This is a genomic window from Variovorax paradoxus EPS, assembly GCF_000184745.1.
Taxonomy (GTDB): domain Bacteria; phylum Pseudomonadota; class Gammaproteobacteria; order Burkholderiales; family Burkholderiaceae_C; genus Variovorax; species Variovorax paradoxus_C.
On the sequence record NC_014931.1, the window covers coordinates 92,871 to 108,885 of the forward strand.

Sequence of the window (16,015 nt, forward strand, 5' to 3'; positions counted from 1 at the left end):
GCATGAGGGGCGCGCTATTATTTTTGGGAGCGCAGGCACACTCAGTCATCGCGACGACATTTGGGCTCAGGGTTTACGCACCCGCGCCTCCAGGAGCTTCATTCCATGGCCACGAAGAAGGCGGAGCCGCCCATCACGGCGGCATCGCTGACCATTCCGCAACTGCTGCAAGGCTCGGCCTGGTTTCCGCTGCTCGATGCGACCGCGCGCGACCGCGTGCTCGACGAGATGCGCGAGGTCGAGGTGGCCGCCGGCGCCGCGCTGTGCCGGCGCGGCGACACGCCGCTGCACTGGTACGGCACGCTCGAAGGGCTGCTCAAGTGGTCGATCACCTCCAGCGACGGTCGCTCGGTGACCTTCGGCGGCCTGTCGGTCGGCAGCTGGTTCGGCGAGGGCACGCTGCTGCGCGCGGTGCCGCGCTCGGCCGACATCATTGCGCTGCGCCCGAGCCGCGTGGCCCAGCTGCCGCTGGAGACCTTCGAATGGCTGCACCGCACGCAGCGCGGCTTCGATCATTTCTTGTTGCAGCAGATCAACGAGCGTCTGCACTGGTTCATGGGCAACTATGCGGCGCACAGGTTGCTCGATGCGGACAGCCAGGTGGCGCGCGCGCTCGCCGGACTGTTCCACCCATGGCTGCATCCGGGGAGCGAGCCGTATCTGCAGACTTCGCAGGAGGAGATCGCGAATCTTTCGGGCGTGTCGCGGCAGCGGTGCAATGCGGCGTTGAACCGGTTGAAGGAGGCGGGCTTCTTGCGGATCGAGTACGGGGGAATCACCGTGATCGATCTGGACGGGCTGCGGCGGTTCATCGAGTAGGCCGTCCGCGCCGGTCCGCCTTCATTGCGCTTTCTTGGCGGCCTCCGCCAGCCGCTTGCGGTACTCGGTTGTCGTCACGCCCCCGAACCCCCAGTCATCGGTATCGATTTCCTCGATCACGATGTGCGTCCACTCCGGCGGTTTCTTCAGCACGCGTTCGAGGACTTCGGTGAACTCGGCGATGACCTGGGTCTTCTGCTCGCGCGTGACGCCGTCGCGGGTGATCTTCAGATTGACGAAAGGCATGGTGGTGCTCCTTGGATGTGTGCGTGTGTGAACGGGGATTACCAGGTGCCGGCGCTCGCGCCGCCGTCCACCGCCAGCACCACGCCCGACGTGAAGCCGGCGCCGGTGAGGTACAGCACCGCATCGGCGATCTCGCGCACGGTCGCGATGCGGCCCGCGGGCGCCAGGCCGCTCAAGAAGCCGTGGTTCTCGGCGGGATGCATCGGCGTGTCGACGATGCCGGGCGCCACCGCATTCACCTGGATGTTGTGCGGCGAGAGCTCGAGCGCGAGGGCGCGCGTCGCCGCATTGATGCCGCCCTTGACCAGCACCGGCACCAGGGCCGGCACCTTCAGGTTCGGCTGCAGCGCGATGCCCGCGGTGATGTTCACGATGTGACCCTTGCGGCGCGGAATCATGTGCTTCGCGGCGGCCTGCGAGGCGTAGACGAAACCCTTGAGGTTGGTGGCGACCAGCTGGTCGAGCTCTTCCTCGGTGTAGTCGACGAAGGGCTTGGCGTTGAAGATGCCGGCGTTGTTGATGAGCACGTCGACGTGGCCGAAGCGCGCCACGGCACGGTCGATGAGCTGCTCGGCCGTTGCACGCAGGGCGATGTCGCCCGCGACGCCGAGAAAGCGGTCCGGGTTGCCCAGCTGCTTTGCGGCGGCCGCGAGCCGCTCGTCGGTGCGGGCGTTGGCGACCACGTTGAAGCCGCGCTCGAGATACGCCGCCGCGAGGCCCAGCCCGATGCCGCTCGAGGCGCCGGTGATGACGACGGTGGAAGGTGAAGTGCTGTCTTGCATGTCGGTTCTCCAGAAGAGTTGATGAGGTGAGGAGAACTGTATTGATGACGCAGCCATAGATAAATCACTAGACTCGCACTTCACTTGATACGTGGAGTAATCAATCCATGCAACGGCAGTTCGGCGACATCCTCCTTGGCAGCATCGAACTCTTCTGCCTCGCGGCGGAGACGGGCGGCTTCACCTCGGCGGCGCTCGCCGCGGGCGTGACGCCTGCGGCGGTGAGCCGCTCGATCTCACGACTGGAGAAACGACTCGGTCTTCGTCTGTTCGTGCGCACCACGCGCAGCGTGCGGCTCACCGACGCGGGCCGCTCCTACTTCGCGCAGTGCCGCCAGGCGCTCGCGCAGCTCGCCGAGGCCGAGCGCGAAGTGATGGGCCAGCAGGCGCAGCCCTCGGGCACGCTGCGCATCAGCGTGCCGACCACCTACGGCCACCACCGCATCCTGCCGATGCTGCCCGCGTTCCGCGAACGCTATCCCGACATCCGGCTGCATGTGCACCTGAGCAACCGCAACATCGACTTCGTGGAAGAGGGCTACGACATGGCCGTGCGCGTGCGCGCCCAACCAGACTCCACGCTGATCGCGCGGCACCTGGAGGACGCGGCGCTCGTGGTGGTCGCGACGCGCAAGTACCTGAAGGCGGCTGGCACGCCCCGCACGCCGGACGACCTCGCCGCGCACGAGTGCATCCAGTTCGAGCTGCCCAGCAGCGGGCGCCGCATTTCATGGCTCTTCAAGGAGGAGGGCCAGGACCGCGAGGTGCTCGCGGACAGCGCCTACAGCTGCTCCGACGACGTGCTCGGCGGCGTCACGCTCGCCAAGAGCGGCGCCGGGTTGTTCCAGACCTACCGCTTCGTGGTGCAGAAGGAGCTTGCCGACGGCTCGCTCGTCGAGGTACTGAAACCGTTCGCGGGCCGCTCGCGCCCGTACACGCTGCTGTACCCGGACGGGCGGCATGCGCCGCTGCGCATGCGGGTGTTCATCGATTTCCTGATGGCGCAGCGCGCTGCCTGATCAACAGAAAACCGTTCGGGCTGAGCTCGGCGCACACCCCATCCGTTCGGGCTGAGCTTGTCGAAGCTTTGCGCGGCGCTTCGACAAGCTCAGCGTGAACGGTTTGGTGTGGCCCAGCGCTCAACGCCAACGCCAAGCGTGATTGCCGAACGCAATGGCGCTCAGACGCCCAGCAATTCCTCCAGCGCCTGCGGCTCCGCGAGCAGATCGGCGGACGCCCCGTGCCGCACGATCTGCCCCTTTTCCATCACCACCGCGAGGTCGGTGTGCGCGAGCACCTTGCGGTAGTCGCGGTCCACGATCAGCGTGGCGATGCCGGTGCTGCGGATCTCGCCGATCACGCGCCAGATCTCGGCCACGATCAGCGGTGCGAGGCCTTCGGTCGCTTCGTCGAGGATCAGCAAGCGCGGGTTGGTCATCAGCGCGCGGCCGATGGAAAGCATCTGCTGCTCGCCGCCCGAGAGCTGCTGCCCACCGTGCGAGAGCCGCTCGGCGAGCCGGGGGAAGGTGGCCATCACGCGGTCGAAAGTCCAGGCGCGGCGGCCGTCGATGCCCGCGCGCTCGCTCATCACGAGGTTCTCGCGCACCGAGAGATTCGGAAAGATGCCGCGGCCCTCGGGCACGTAGCCGATGCCAAGGCGCGCCATCTTCTCGGGCGGCCATCCGGTGACGGTGCGGCCATCGACCTGCACTTCGCCCGAAGCCGGGCGCACGTAGCCCATCATGCTGCGGATCAACGTGGTCTTGCCCATGCCGTTGCGCCCGAGCAGGCCCACCGAAGTGGCCGTCGGAATGCCGGCATGCACGCCGCGCAGGATGTGGCTGTTGCCGTAGTAGGTGTTGAGGTCGCGGACGATCAGCATCAGTGGTCTTCTCCGAGGTAGGCGGTGCGCACTTCGGGGTTCTCGCGAATCGATGTCGGGTCGCCAGTGGCGATGACCGTGCCGTTCACCATCACCGTGATGCGGTCGGCGATGCGGAAGACCGCATCCATGTCGTGCTCCACCAGCAGGATCGCGTGCGTGGCCTTCAGCCGCGCGAGCAGCGTGAGCATGCGGTCGGTTTCCTCGGCGCCCATGCCCGCGAGCGGTTCGTCGAGCAGCAGTACGCGCGGATTCGTCGCGAGGCACATTGCCACTTCGAGCTGGCGCTGCGCACCGTGGCTCAGCGCGCCCGCAATGCGCAAGGATTCGTTCGAAAGGCCCGCGGCTTCGAGCGCCGAGTCGGCGGCCGCATTGCTCGCCGCACAGCGCTGCGACGCCTGCCAGATCGCCCAAGGCCGCGCGGTCGCGGCCTGCGCGGCAAGCCGGCAGTTTTCGTGCACGCTGAACTCCGGAAAGATCGTCGTGCGCTGGTAGCTGCGGCCCACGCCGTCGCGCGCGCGCCTCGATTGCGCGCGCTGCGTGATGTCGATGCCGTCGAGCGCAATGCGGCCTTCGGAGGCCTCGATCTCGCCCGAGAGCATGTTGATGAGCGTGGACTTGCCCGCGCCGTTGGTGCCGATCACCGCATGCACTTCGCCGACGTGCAGGTCGAGCGTGACGGCGTTCACGGCGGTGAGGCCGCCGAAGCGGCGGGTGAGGCCTTCGACGGAAAGCAGTGCGTTCATGGTTTTGCTCCTTCCCCTTCCGGGGGAAGGTTGGGATGGGGGCAAGCAGAGCGCCCGATGGAAACGCCGCGTGCCCCCACCCCGGCCCTCCCCCGGGAGGGGAGGGAGAAAGACAGTGAGCGGCTCATGCGGCCTCCTTCGGCGAGATGCGATTCACCAACCCGATCAACCCCTTCGGCAGCCACGCCACGAACACGATGATCGCGATGCCCAGCGTGAGCTGCCAGTGGTCCGCGAGCGGTCCCATCACGGCGTGCGTCGAGAAGATTTCCTTCAAGAGCGTGAACGCGATCGCGCCGATCACCGCGCCGCGCAGGTGGCCGAGGCCACCGAGGATCACCATCAGCAGCACCTCGCCCGAGTTGTGCCAGGCCATCAACTCGGGATTGACCACCCCGTCGCGCGAGGCCAGCAGGAAACCCGCGAGCCCCGCGAGCGCACCCGCCAGCACGAAGGCCGCGAGCTTGTAGCCGTACACGGGGAAGCCCGCCGCGCGCATGCGCTGCTCGTTCACGCGAATGCCCGCGAGTGCGGCGCCGAAGCGCGAGCGGCGAATCAGCGCGAGCAGCCCGTAGGTGAACACCAACGATGCAAGCACCACGTAGAACAGCACCGTGCGGTTCTCCAGGTCGAGCGCGCCGATGGCGGGCCGCACGTACATGTAGATGCCGTCGCTGCCGCCGCCGACCTTGGTGTCGTGGAACACGAAGAAGGCCATCTGCGCGAAGGCCAGCGTGACCATGATGAAGTACACGCCGCGCGTGCGCAGGCTCAAGGCGCCGACGAACAGCGCATAGAGCGCCGCCGCGCCCACGGCCATCGGCAGCAGCAGTGCGAAGTTGCCGCCTTCGCTGCCCGATGCGAGCACCGTCACGTAGGCGCCGATGCCGTAGAACGCCGCATGGCCCAGGCTCACGAGGCCGGTCATGCCGACCAGCAGTTCGAGGCTCAGCGCGAAGATCGACAGGATCATCACCTTCACGACGAAGTCCGAGGCGTAGTTGCCCATCAACGGGCCGGCGATGCCGATGAGCAGCGCGCAGGCCAGGGGCACGAGGAATGCACCCTTCTTCATCATGGCCGCCTCCCCATCAGCCCTTCGGGCTTCCAGATCAGCACGATGGCCATCAAGAGGTAGATGCCGATGCCGCTCAAGTCCGCGAAGAACACCTTGCCGAAGGTGTCGACAAAACCCACCAGCAGCGAGGCCAGCAGCGCACCGGTGATCGAGCCGATGCCGCCGATCACCACCAGCACGAAGCAGATGATGAGCACGCTCGCGCCCATGTTCGGATACACCGAGGACATCGGCGCGGCGATCATCCCGGCCAGCGCAGCGAGCGCCACGCCCGCCGCGAACACGATGCGGTAGAGCCGCTTCACGTCGATGCCGAGGCCCCGCACCATGTCGCGGTTGCTCGCGCCGGCGCGGATCATCATGCCCAGGCGCGTGCGGTTCACCACCCAGTACAAGCCCACCGCGAGCACGATGCATGCGGCCGAGGCGAAGAGCCGGTACCACGGGTAGCTCATGACGTTGCCGAGCGCGAAGCTGCCGTCGAGCCATGCGGGCACCTTCACCCCATGCACGTCGTTGCCCACGAATATGGAGCGCAACTCCTCGAACACCAGGATGAGCCCGTAAGTCATCAGCACCTGCTGCAGGTGGTCACGCTGGTAGAGGTAGCTGAAGAACGCCCATTCGAGCAGGTAGCCGAAGATCGCCGCGAGCACCACGCCCGCCACCAGCATCAGCAGGAACTGGTCGCCGAACAGCGGTGCGAGCGAGAACGCGAGATACGCGCCGATCATGTAGAAGCTGCCGTGCGCGAGGTTGATCACGCCCATGATCCCGAAGATCAGCGTGAGGCCCGATGCCACGAGGAAGAGCAGCAGTCCGTACTGAACGGAGTTCAGGCACTGGACGAGGAAGGTTCCGAAATCCACAGGGTGATACCGGTTGGAAGCAAAGACGAAGACCCCTCACCATCCATTCGACGATCCCTTCGGCCTGAGCTTGTCGAAGGCTTGCCAGGGTTGTGCCCTGGCTTCGACAGGCTCAGCCCGAACGGTGGTGATAGTGGTGGGGTGGTGTGGAACGAACGTTTGGGGAATGGCGTGGAATGCGTGCGGTGCGCGGCTTACATCCTGCAGCCGCGTGCCGGATCTGCCAGGCCCTTGATCGCGGTGCTCACCAGCTTGTTTTCCTTGCCATCCACCTTGCGCAGGTAGATGTCCTGCACCGGGTTGTGCGACTTGCTCATGGTGAAGGTGCCGCGCGGGCTGTCGATCTTGGCCTTCTCGATGGCGCCCGTGAACTCGGCCTTCTTCGAGATGTCGCCCTTGGTCGCCGCGAGGCCCACGCCCAGCATCTGCGCCGCGTCGTAGCCTTGCACCGCATACACGTCCGGCTGCAGCTTGAACGACTTGGCATACGCCACGCGGAAGGCGTTGTCGCGCGCAGTGTTGAGGCCGTCCGCGTAATGCAGCGTGGTCAGCATGCCCTGTGCCGAGTCGCCTTGCGCATCGAGCGTGCCGTCGGTCAGGAAGCCCGGGCCGTAGAGCGGAATGGTCTTGTTGAGGCCCGCAGCCTGGTAGTCCTTGACGAACTTCACCGCGCCGCCGCCCGCGAAGAAGGCATACACCGCATCGGGCTTGGCCGCTGCGATTTCGGTGAGGAGCGCCTGGAACTCCACGTTGGGGAAGGGCAGCGTGAGCTGCTTGTCGACCTTGCCGCCGTTCTTCTCGAAGCCTTCCTTGAAGCCGTTGACCGACTCGTCGCCGGCCGCGTACTTCCAGGTGATGGTCATCGCCTTCTTCTTGCCCTGCTGCTTGGCCGCGACCTCGCCCATCGCGAAGGCCGGCTGCCAGTTGCTGAACGAGCTGCGGAAGATGTTGGGCGCGCACATCGGGCCGGTCACCGCGTCGGCGCCGGCATTCGGCACGATCAGCACGGTGCCGCTTTCCTTGGCGGCCTTGGCCATCGCCATCGCGACGCCGGAGTGCACGGTTCCCACGATCACGTCGACGTTGTCGCGCTTGATGAGCTTGTTGACGTTGTCGGTCGCCTTGGCGGGATCGGATTCGTCGTCGACCTTGAAGTACTCGATCTCGCGGCCCGAGAGCTTGCCGCCCTGTTCGTCCACATAGAGCTTGAAGCCGTTCTCGATGGCCACGCCCAGCGCCGTGTAGGTGCCGCTGTACGGCAGCATCAGGCCGACCTTGAGCTTGCCGGTGCCCTGGGCGCCGGCCGCCGATGCGAGGGCGGCAAAGGCGATGGCGGTGAGCGCGAGGCGCGCCGTGCGGATGGTCGTCATGGTGTCTGTCTCCTGTTTTTGGTGATGAAAGAAGCGGTAGCGACGGTGACACGTTCCGGCTGATCGCGATGTGGGGAATGCCCGCATTCAGGGATTTCCACCAGTTCGCAACCGCCGCCGACGCGCGCGGCAATCCCGCGGATCTGCGCGAGCGTTCCGTACTCGTCGTCGATGCCCTGGATGGCGAGCACCGGGCAGCGGATGGCGTCGAGCTCGGCCTCGATGTTCCAGTCGCGAAAGGGCGGATGCAGCCAGATGCGGTTCCAGCCCCAGAAGGCGGAATCGGCGCTGTCGTGGTAGCGGGCGAGCTTCTTCGGCAGGTCGGTCGAGAGGTAGGCCGTGCGGGCCAGCTCGATGTTCGCGACCGTCACGTCTTCCACGAAGATGTGCGGGGCCAGTACGACAAGGCCCGACACACGCTCGGGGAAGCGCGAGGCATACAGCAGCGAGATCGAACCGCCGTCGCTGTGGCCGAAGAGCCAGGGCTTTTCGTGGTCGAGCTTCAAGGCGGCGAAGAGGGCGGGCAGCACTTCGTGCGCCTGGCGGTGCATGAAGTCGACGTCCCAGATCTCGTTGTCTTCGCGCGGCGTGGAGCGGCCGTAGGCGGGGCGCGAGAACACGAGGCCGCGGGCGTTGGCCGCCTCGCAGATTTGCGCGGGGAAATCCTTCCACATCGCGACGGAGCCGAGGCCCTCGTGCAGGAAGACGATGAGCGGCGCGTCGGTGCGCTCAGAGGCGATCCACGCGCACTCGATCTGCACGGCGCGGCCGCGCCAGGCGATGGTGGCGAAGTCGGTCTGGCTGCTGCTCATGGGTTTCGCTCCCTCTCCCGCTTGCGGGAGAGGGCTGGGGTGAGGGTCAGCGGCACTGGCGAGAGATGTGCTTGTGCGAAGGCCGATGCCCTCACCCTAACCCTCTCCCGCAAGCGGGAGAGGGGACAAGAGGGAAAGCTCATGCCTGCTTCTCCCGCTCGCGCAACCTGAAGCGCTGGATTTTCCCCGTCGCCGTCTTCGGCAGTTCGCTCACGAATTCGAGAAAACGCGGGTACTTGTACGGCGCGAGGCGCTCCTTCACGAAGGCCTTGAGTTCGTCTTCGGTCGCGGCGCTGCCGTCCTTCAGCACGACGAAGGCCTTGGTCTTGGTGAGCCCCTCTGCGTCTTCCTTGCCGATCACCGCGGCCTCGAGCACAGACGGATGCTGCATCAGCGTGGCCTCGACCTCGAACGGCGAGACGTAGATGCCGCTCACCTTCAGCATGTCGTCGCTGCGGCCCGCGTAGGTGAAGTAGCCGTCGGCATCGCGCGTGTACTTGTCGCCGCTCTTGGTCCAGCCGCCCTGGAAGGTGTCGCGCGACTTCTCGCGGTTGTTCCAGTACATGAGCGCCGAGCTCGGGCCGCGGATGTAGAGATCGCCGACTTCGCCGTCGGGCACCGGGCGGCCGTCTTCGCCGCGCAGTTCGACCTCGTAGCCCTCCACCGGCTTGCCGGTCGTACCGTAGCGCACATCGCCGGGACGGTTGGAGATGAAGATGTGCAGCATCTCGGTCGAGCCGATGCCGTCGATGATCTCGCAGCCGTAGTGCGCCTTGAAGCGCTGCGCGATCTCGCCGGGCAGGGCCTCGCCGGCGGACGAGCACATGCGCAGCGCGACGGTCTCGCGTGCGGGCAGCCTGGGTGAAGCCAGCATGCCCGCGAAGCCGGTGGGCGCGCCGAAGAAAACCGTGGGCTTGTGTTCGGTCCAGCGGCGAAAGGTGGCGTCGGGCGTGGGGCGCTCCGCCATCAGCACGACCGTCGCGCCGACGGTGAGCGGAAAGGTCAGCGCGTTGCCCAGGCCGTACGCGAAGTACATCTTGGCGCCCGAGAAGCACACGTCGTCTTCGGTCAGCGCGAGCACCGGCTTGCCGTAGAGCTCGGCCGTCCACCAGAGATTGGCGTGCGTGTGGACCGTGCCCTTGGGCTTGCCGGTGGAGCCGGAGGAATAGAGCCAGAAGCCCGGGTCGTCGGAGGCGGTGTTCACTGGTGCGGCCAGGGGCTCGACCTTGGCGAGCGCGTCGTCGAAGGCTTGCGCGTTGTCCGGCAGCGGGCCGGTGGGCTGCGAGACGATCAGCGCCTGCAGCTCGTGTGCGCCGCGCCCCATCGCATCCTGCAGCGTCGGCAGCAGTGCGCCCGACACCAGCGCGGCCTGCGCGCGGCTGTGGTCGAGCATGTAGGCGTAGTCCTCGGGTGTGAGCAGCGTGTTGACCGCGACGGGAACGATGCCGGCATACAGGCAGCCGAGAAAGCTCACGGGCCAGTCGTTGGTGTCGAGCATCAAGAGCAGCACGCGCTCTTCGCGGCGCACGCCTGCGGCTTTCAGCGCGGCGGCCAGGCGGCGCGCGCGGTCTTCGAGCTGGCCGTAGCTCAGCGTGCCGCGGTCGTCGATGTACGCGGCGCGCCCGGCGCGGCCGCGGTTGAGTGCGAACAAGTGTTCGGCGAAATTGAATCGTGCGGGCAGGCTCATCGTGTTGTCTCCTTGGGGCCTCGTCTCTTCTCTCTGGTTCTTCTAGAGGCCGAGGGCGGCGAGCACGCCGGGGCTCGCCTGCACCGCGCTCTTGCGGTGATAGAAATCGAGCGCGCGCAGGCCGCCCAGTTCGGCGCCGCCGCCCGCGCGGCCGGGGCCGCCGTGCATCGACATCGGCATCACGTTGCCGTGGCCGGTGTGGGCTTGTGCAACCTCTGGGGTGATCACGTGGACCCGGCCGTGGCTCGGTGCGACGGCGAGCGCGGCCTGTGCGAGCGCCGCGTCGTCGCTGCCATAGAGCGATGTGACGAGCGAGCCTTGTCCGCGATGTGCCAATGCGATGCCGTGTGCGAGATCGCGGTACGGCAGCAGCGTGGCGACGGGGCCGAACACTTCCACGTCGTGCACGCGCTGCGCCGCATCGGCATCACGCGCGCCGAGCAGCACCGGGCCGATGCAGGCGGCGATGGCGGGGTCGGCATCGATCAGCGGCTTGCTGCGGCTGTCGTGCAGCACGGTGGTCTGCGCGGCGAGCGCATCGAGTCCATCGCGCACCGCATTCAGTTGCGCACGGCTCACCAGCGAACCCATGCGCACGCTCTCGTTGCGCGGATTGCCGACCGTGACGCCCGCGAGCTTCGCGCCGATGGCTTCGGCTGCCGCGTCGTACACCTCGGCGGGCACGAGGATGCGGCGGATGGCCGTGCACTTCTGGCCCGACTTCACCGTCATCTCGCGCACCACTTCGCGCACGAGCAGGTTGAACGCGTCGCTGCCGGGCGTGGCGCCGGGCAGCAGCAGGGCGCTGTTGAGGCTGTCGGCCTCGATGTTCGCGCGCACCGACCGCGCGGCCACGGCGGGGTGCGAGCGGATCACCGCCGCGGTCTCGGCCGACCCGGTGAACGAGACCACATCGAACGGTTGCAACTGGTCCATCAACCCCGCCGAGCTTCCGCAGATGACCGAGAGCGCGCCCGCGGGCAGCACGCCCGCATCGACCACGTCGCGCACCATGCGCTGCGTGAGCCAGGCGGTGGCCGTTGCAGGTTTCACGATCACGGGCACGCCCGAGAGCAATGCCGGTGCGGCCTTTTCCCACAGGCCCCACGACGGGAAATTGAAGGCGTTGATGAAGAGCGCCACGCCGTGCGTCGGCACCTGCAGATGCTGCGACTGGAACACAGGCTCCTTGCCGAGCTTGACCGCATCGCCGTCGCACAGCGCGCGCACGTCGCCGAGCGCATCGCCCCACTTGGCGTACTGGCCGAGCGTGAAGATGGCGCCGTCGATGTCGACGGCCGAGTCGTTCTTCACCGTGCCGGAGTTCGCGATGGCGATCTCGTAATAGGCATCGCGGTTGGCCTGCAGCACCTTGACGATCGCGCCGAGCAGGCCGGCGCGCTGGCGGTAGGTGAGGGCGCGCAATGCGTTGCCGCCCTGTTCGCGCGCAAACGAGAAAGCTTCGGGCAGGTCGAGCCCCGTCGCATCGACACGCGCGAGTTCGGTGCCCAGCACCGGATCGAACAGCGGCGTGCCGGCGCCCGAGCCGCTTTGCCAGCGGCCGGCGACGTGGTTGGAAAGGAGGTCGGTCATTGCGTGAACTTGATCTGCCCTTCGGGCAGGAGATAAAGGACGAGCGCGCGGCCTTGCGCGACGGTCGGGCGGTGCGCGGTGCCGGGCCCGTAGACGCACCAGCCCGCGGGCCGTCCGTCGAAGGTGGCGGCGGCGCTGTCGGCCAGCGGCATGATCAGGTCGATCTCGCCGTTGGGATGCGTGTGGTGCGGGCCGGCGATGTCCTGCATGTCGACCACGTCGACCGAGAAGCGGTGCAGCGCGTCTTCGGCCTTGAAGACGCGGCCATATTTGATGCCGCCGCCTTCGCGCTCGCAGAGCCAGCCTTCGGCGACGCCGCCGATGCAGGCCTGGCGCAGTTGTTCGAAGCTGGCGCTGCCTGCGCCGTGGGTGGCGTTGAGCCATTGGTCGAGTTGGGCGTCGAGCGGCCGGCCGGCGATTTCGGCGGTCAGGCCGGCGATCAACTGGTGAAATGCTTCCTTGCTGGCCATCGGGGGCTTTCTTCGTGGAGGCTGGCTGTGGTGCTGGCCGCAGCAAACTTATGAACTACCTTGCAGGATTGCCTTGTGTGCAGTATCTTGCTTGTGGGCGAACAATAAGCACCGAGACAATGGGTGTCAAGCAATATAGTGCATCTATGGCGTTTACCCTGAGCGCGCACAATCCCCGCCAGGAATGAGGACTTGCATGAACGAGCATGTAGACGCGGTGCTGGCCACCGCGCCAGAAAGCGGCACCAACGCCGCCCCGGCCGGGGAGGCCAAGAACCCGCTGCTGGCCGCACTGGGCGACCGTGTGCGCAACCTGCGCGCGCAGCGCGGCCTCACGCGCAAGGCGGTGGCCGTTGCGGCCGACGTGTCGGAGCGACACCTGGCCAATCTGGAGTACGGCATCGGCAACGCGTCGATCCTGGTGCTGCAGCAAGTGGCCGGCGCGCTGCACTGCTCGCTGGCCGAGCTGGTCGGCGACATCACCACCAGTTCCCCCGAGTGGCTCTTGATCCGCGAACTGCTCGAGAACCGCAGCGAGGCCGACCTGCGCCGCGTGCGCGTGGCGCTCGGCGAACTGCTGGGCACCGCCTCGGTCGACTCGGCGCGGCACCGCCGCATCGCGCTCGTGGGGCTGCGCGGCGCGGGCAAGTCGACGCTCGGGCAGATGCTGGCCGACGACCTGGACGTGCCCTTCGTCGAGTTGAGCCGCGAGATCGAGAAGCTCGCCGGCTGCAGCGTGCGCGAGATCCACGACCTCTATGGCACCAATGCCTACCGCCGCTACGAGCGCCGCGCGCTCGAGGAGGCGATCCAGATCTACGGCGAGGTGGTGATCGCCACGCCCGGCGGCATCGTCTCCGACCCGGCCACCTTCAACGAACTGCTGGCCCACTGCACCACGGTGTGGCTGCAGGCCGCGCCCGAGGAGCACATGGGCCGCGTGGCCGCGCAGGGCGACATGCGCCCGATGGCGGCGAGCAAGGAAGCCATGGACGACCTGCGCCGCATCCTGGACGGGCGCGCGGCCTTCTATTCGAAGGCCGACCTGCGCGTGGACACCGGCGGCAAGACGGTGCAGCAAGCCTTCGAGGCGCTGCGCACCGCGGTCGGCACGGTGGTGCGCGAAGCGGCCTGAGCGCGCGGGCTGCGGGCGCCCGCGCCCGGGGTCAGAACTTGTAGACCAGGTTCACGTTCACGCTGCGCGGCTCACCCCAGGTGTAGGTGCTGTACCAGCTGAAGACCGTCATGTACTTCTTGTCGAGCGCATTGTTCACGCGCAGCGTGGCCGACAGGCGCGGGCTGAATTCGTAGCGCGCCATCAGGTCGAACAGCCAGTAGGCGTCGGTGGTGAAGGTGGTGGTGCCCAGCACCGGATTCGACGCATCGCCCCACGACTTGCTCTGCCAGCGCGCGCCGCCGCCCAGCGTCCAGCCCTGCAGCGCGCCGCGGAGGCGGTAGGTGGTGTAGAGGCTGAACTGGTCTTCGGGCTCCAGCGTCGAGACCTTCTTGCGGTCCTGCTTCGCGACCTTGTGGGTGAAGCCCGCATGCAGCTGCCAGCCCGGCGCCAGCTCGCCCGAGACCTCCGCCTCCACGCCCTTGGCGACCACGCCCTGGATCGCGCGGTAGGCCTGCCCGCCCCGGGGCGTGAGCCCGCCGGTGGCCTCGGGGTAGTTGTTCTGCTCGAGGTGGAAATAGGCCAGGCTGGCGTTGAGCTTGCCGTCCAGGAAGCTGCCCTTCAGGCCCACCTCCTGGTTCTTGCCGTCCTGCGGATCGAGCGTGCGGCCGTTCACGTCCTGGCTGGACTGCGGCATGAAGATGGTGGTGTAGCTGCCGTAGGCCGAGAGTTGCGGCGTCAGGTCGAAGATGAGGCCGGCATAGGGCGCCACTTCGCCGGACCTGTCGATGTCCTTGTTCCTGTAGCTCGACACCCGGGCGCCCGCGATCAGCTTCAGCCGGTCGCTGAGGTTCAGCCGCGTGGCCGCGTACAGGCCGCGCTCGCGCGTGACCTCGTTGTCGCTGAAGTCGGGCGTGGCCGAGGAGACGGGGAACGGCACCTGGCCGGTCCAGCCGTAGTAGCCCGACACGTTGGTCTGGTAGCCGGGGAAGTTGTAGCCGTCGTTCTTCCAGCGCCGCCGCGCGATGCTCGCGCCCACCACCAGTTCGTGCTCGCGGCCGAGCAGCTTGAACGGGCCGCTCGCGTAGGCGTCGAGCGCATCGCTGGTGGTCCGGCCCACGTACTTGCCGAGCCACATCGAGGTGCCCGAGCCGTCCAGCGGGTTCGGGTTGCCGCCGGCCGCGGCGCCCAGGAGCGCGTCGTAGCCGTTGATCTGGTGGTTGTACTGGACCTTGGCGACCCAGCCGTTGCCGAACTGGTGCTCCAGCGTGGAGAAGCCGGTGCGCGTGTACTGGCCCCAGCCGCTCCAGCGCGCGCCGTTGTTGAAGGAGCGCGGCATGCTGTTGAAGTTGCCGAGGCTGTTGAAGATGGGGATGCCGCCCCAGGTCGAGCCCTTGGGGTCGTTGTCCTGGTAGTCGGCGCCCACGGTCAGCAGCGTGCTGGGCGTGAGGTCGGCCTCGAGGACGCCGTAGAAGACCTTGCTGCTGCGCTTGTAGTGGTCGAGCTGCGAATGACGGTCCTGCAATGCCGCCACCACGCGGCCGCGCACGCTGCCGCTTTCGTTGAGGGCGCCGCTCAGGTCGGCCTCGGTGCGATAGGTGTTCCACGAACCGGCGCTTGCGCTGAGCTGGCCCTGGAACGCGCGCGTGGGTTTCTTGCGCACCAGGTTGATGGTGGCGCCGGGTTCGCCGCTGCCGGTGAGCAGCCCGGTGGCGCCCTTGAGCACCTCGACGCGGTCGTAGATCGAGGTGTCGGTGAGCGTGTTGCCGGCCGAGTAGGCCGAATCGCGCCGCATCGGAATGCCGTCGTACTGGAAGTTCTGGATCGCGAAGCCGCGCGCGTAGTACTCGGTGCGCTCGCTGTCGTAGGTGACGATGCTCACGCCCGGCGTGGCGCGGATCACGTCGTCGATCGAGGTCATGCCGAAGTCGTCCATCTGCTGGCGCGTAACGACGCTGACGGTCTGCGGCGTCTCGCGCGGCGATAGCACCAGCCGGGTGGCGGTGGCGATCGCGCCGGGCGTGTAGGAGCGCGTGCCTTCGGTGATTTCGCCGAGCTGGTTGGCCGTGACGGTGACTTCGCCGAGGGTCTGGTTGGCCGTCGTTTCCTGTCGGGGCCGGGCCGGGGCCGCGGCCGGTGGTGCGGTCTCGGCGGCCGGCACCAGCAGGTAGCCGGCTGAGGTGCGGCCCAGCGCCTGGCCGCTGCCGGCGAGCAGCGCCGCGAAGCCGTCCTCCACGCCGTAGCGGCCCTTCAGCCCGGGCGAGCGCAGGTCGCGCAGCTTGCCGGCATCCAGCGCGATCGCCACGCCGGCCTGCTGTGCGAACTGGTTCAGGGCCGCGGCCAGCGGGCTGGCCGGGATGTCGTAGACGGCGTTCGCGCCGCGCGCCGGTGCGGGGTTCGCGGCCTGGGCGAGGGCCAGCGGGCCGGCGGTGGACAGCGCCATCGCGCAGGCGAGGCGGAGAGCCAGGCGCAGGCGGTTGCGCGGGAAGGGCGCCGCGGGGTGGTGCGGTTGAGCGTGCATGGTCGGTTCCAGATTTGTCGAGGTCT

At 67.6% G+C, this 16,015-nt stretch carries 15 protein-coding genes; 3 read left to right on the forward strand and 12 right to left on the reverse strand.

Going from position 1 to position 16,015, the window contains the following annotated elements:
• Window positions 1-105: 105 nt before the first annotated feature.
• Window positions 106-819 carry a Crp/Fnr family transcriptional regulator gene (locus tag VARPA_RS00445; RefSeq protein ID WP_013538561.1) on the forward strand — a complete coding sequence of 238 codons (714 nt, stop codon included), beginning with the start codon at window positions 106-108 and terminating at the stop codon, window positions 817-819.
• Window positions 820-840: 21 nt separating this feature from the next.
• On the opposite strand, the gene VARPA_RS00450 is transcribed toward VARPA_RS00445, so the two are convergent.
• Window positions 841-1,065: a tautomerase family protein gene (locus VARPA_RS00450; protein WP_013538562.1), complete on the reverse strand. Its 225-nt coding sequence runs from the start codon at window positions 1,063-1,065 to the stop codon at window positions 841-843.
• Window positions 1,066-1,103: 38 nt separating this feature from the next.
• Complete coding sequence (locus VARPA_RS00455) at window positions 1,104-1,847, reverse strand: SDR family NAD(P)-dependent oxidoreductase (protein WP_013538563.1); 744 nt, start codon at window positions 1,845-1,847, stop codon at window positions 1,104-1,106.
• Window positions 1,848-1,954: 107 nt separating this feature from the next.
• On the opposite strand from VARPA_RS00455, the gene VARPA_RS00460 reads away from it, so the two are divergent.
• Window positions 1,955-2,866 (forward strand): LysR family transcriptional regulator, encoded by a 912-nt coding sequence (locus VARPA_RS00460; protein ID WP_013538564.1) that lies wholly within the window; start codon window positions 1,955-1,957, stop codon window positions 2,864-2,866.
• A gap of 161 nt (window positions 2,867-3,027) precedes the next feature.
• Here the strand turns inward: VARPA_RS00460 and VARPA_RS00465 are convergent, their stop codons facing one another.
• The 9 genes from VARPA_RS00465 to VARPA_RS00505 form a co-directional block, all read right to left on the reverse strand.
• Complete coding sequence (locus VARPA_RS00465) at window positions 3,028-3,729, reverse strand: ABC transporter ATP-binding protein (RefSeq protein ID WP_013538565.1); 702 nt, start codon at window positions 3,727-3,729, stop codon at window positions 3,028-3,030.
• Window positions 3,729-4,475: an ABC transporter ATP-binding protein gene (locus tag VARPA_RS00470; RefSeq protein ID WP_013538566.1), complete on the reverse strand. Its 747-nt coding sequence runs from the start codon at window positions 4,473-4,475 to the stop codon at window positions 3,729-3,731. Before VARPA_RS00470 ends, VARPA_RS00465 begins: the two co-directional genes overlap by 1 nt.
• Before the next feature lie 124 nt (window positions 4,476-4,599).
• On the reverse strand, window positions 4,600-5,553 hold the full coding sequence (locus VARPA_RS00475; RefSeq protein WP_013538567.1) for a branched-chain amino acid ABC transporter permease: 954 nt from the start codon (window positions 5,551-5,553) through the stop codon (window positions 4,600-4,602).
• Window positions 5,550-6,422, reverse strand: coding sequence for a branched-chain amino acid ABC transporter permease (locus VARPA_RS00480; protein ID WP_013538568.1), 873 nt, complete (start codon window positions 6,420-6,422; stop codon window positions 5,550-5,552). The genes VARPA_RS00475 and VARPA_RS00480 overlap by 4 nt, the downstream gene beginning before the upstream one ends.
• A 194-nt stretch (window positions 6,423-6,616) precedes the next feature.
• Window positions 6,617-7,792, reverse strand: a complete 1,176-nt coding sequence (locus VARPA_RS00485) for an ABC transporter substrate-binding protein (RefSeq protein WP_013538569.1) — start codon at window positions 7,790-7,792, stop codon at window positions 6,617-6,619.
• A complete protein-coding gene (locus VARPA_RS00490; RefSeq protein ID WP_013538570.1) occupies window positions 7,789-8,604 on the reverse strand; it encodes an alpha/beta fold hydrolase in 816 nt (271 codons plus the stop codon). The genes VARPA_RS00485 and VARPA_RS00490 overlap by 4 nt, the downstream gene beginning before the upstream one ends.
• Window positions 8,605-8,743: 139 nt before the next feature.
• The gene (locus tag VARPA_RS00495; protein WP_013538571.1) at window positions 8,744-10,291 is read right to left on the reverse strand and encodes a benzoate-CoA ligase family protein; all 1,548 of its coding nucleotides are present in this window, start codon (window positions 10,289-10,291) and stop codon (window positions 8,744-8,746) included.
• 42 nt (window positions 10,292-10,333) lie between these two features.
• On the reverse strand, window positions 10,334-11,884 hold the full coding sequence (locus VARPA_RS00500) for a 3,4-dehydroadipyl-CoA semialdehyde dehydrogenase (protein WP_013538572.1): 1,551 nt from the start codon (window positions 11,882-11,884) through the stop codon (window positions 10,334-10,336).
• Window positions 11,881-12,354 carry a DUF4863 family protein gene (locus VARPA_RS00505; protein WP_013538573.1) on the reverse strand — a complete coding sequence of 158 codons (474 nt, stop codon included), beginning with the start codon at window positions 12,352-12,354 and terminating at the stop codon, window positions 11,881-11,883. The genes VARPA_RS00500 and VARPA_RS00505 overlap by 4 nt, the downstream gene beginning before the upstream one ends.
• Before the next feature lie 196 nt (window positions 12,355-12,550).
• Here VARPA_RS00505 and VARPA_RS00510 point away from each other — a divergent pair, with 196 nt between their 5' ends.
• Window positions 12,551-13,489 carry a helix-turn-helix transcriptional regulator gene (locus VARPA_RS00510; protein ID WP_013538574.1) on the forward strand — a complete coding sequence of 313 codons (939 nt, stop codon included), beginning with the start codon at window positions 12,551-12,553 and terminating at the stop codon, window positions 13,487-13,489.
• A gap of 31 nt (window positions 13,490-13,520) precedes the next feature.
• Here the strand turns inward: VARPA_RS00510 and VARPA_RS00515 are convergent, their stop codons facing one another.
• Window positions 13,521-15,989 carry a TonB-dependent siderophore receptor gene (locus tag VARPA_RS00515; protein ID WP_013538575.1) on the reverse strand — a complete coding sequence of 823 codons (2,469 nt, stop codon included), beginning with the start codon at window positions 15,987-15,989 and terminating at the stop codon, window positions 13,521-13,523.
• Window positions 15,990-16,015: the final 26 nt, after the last annotated feature.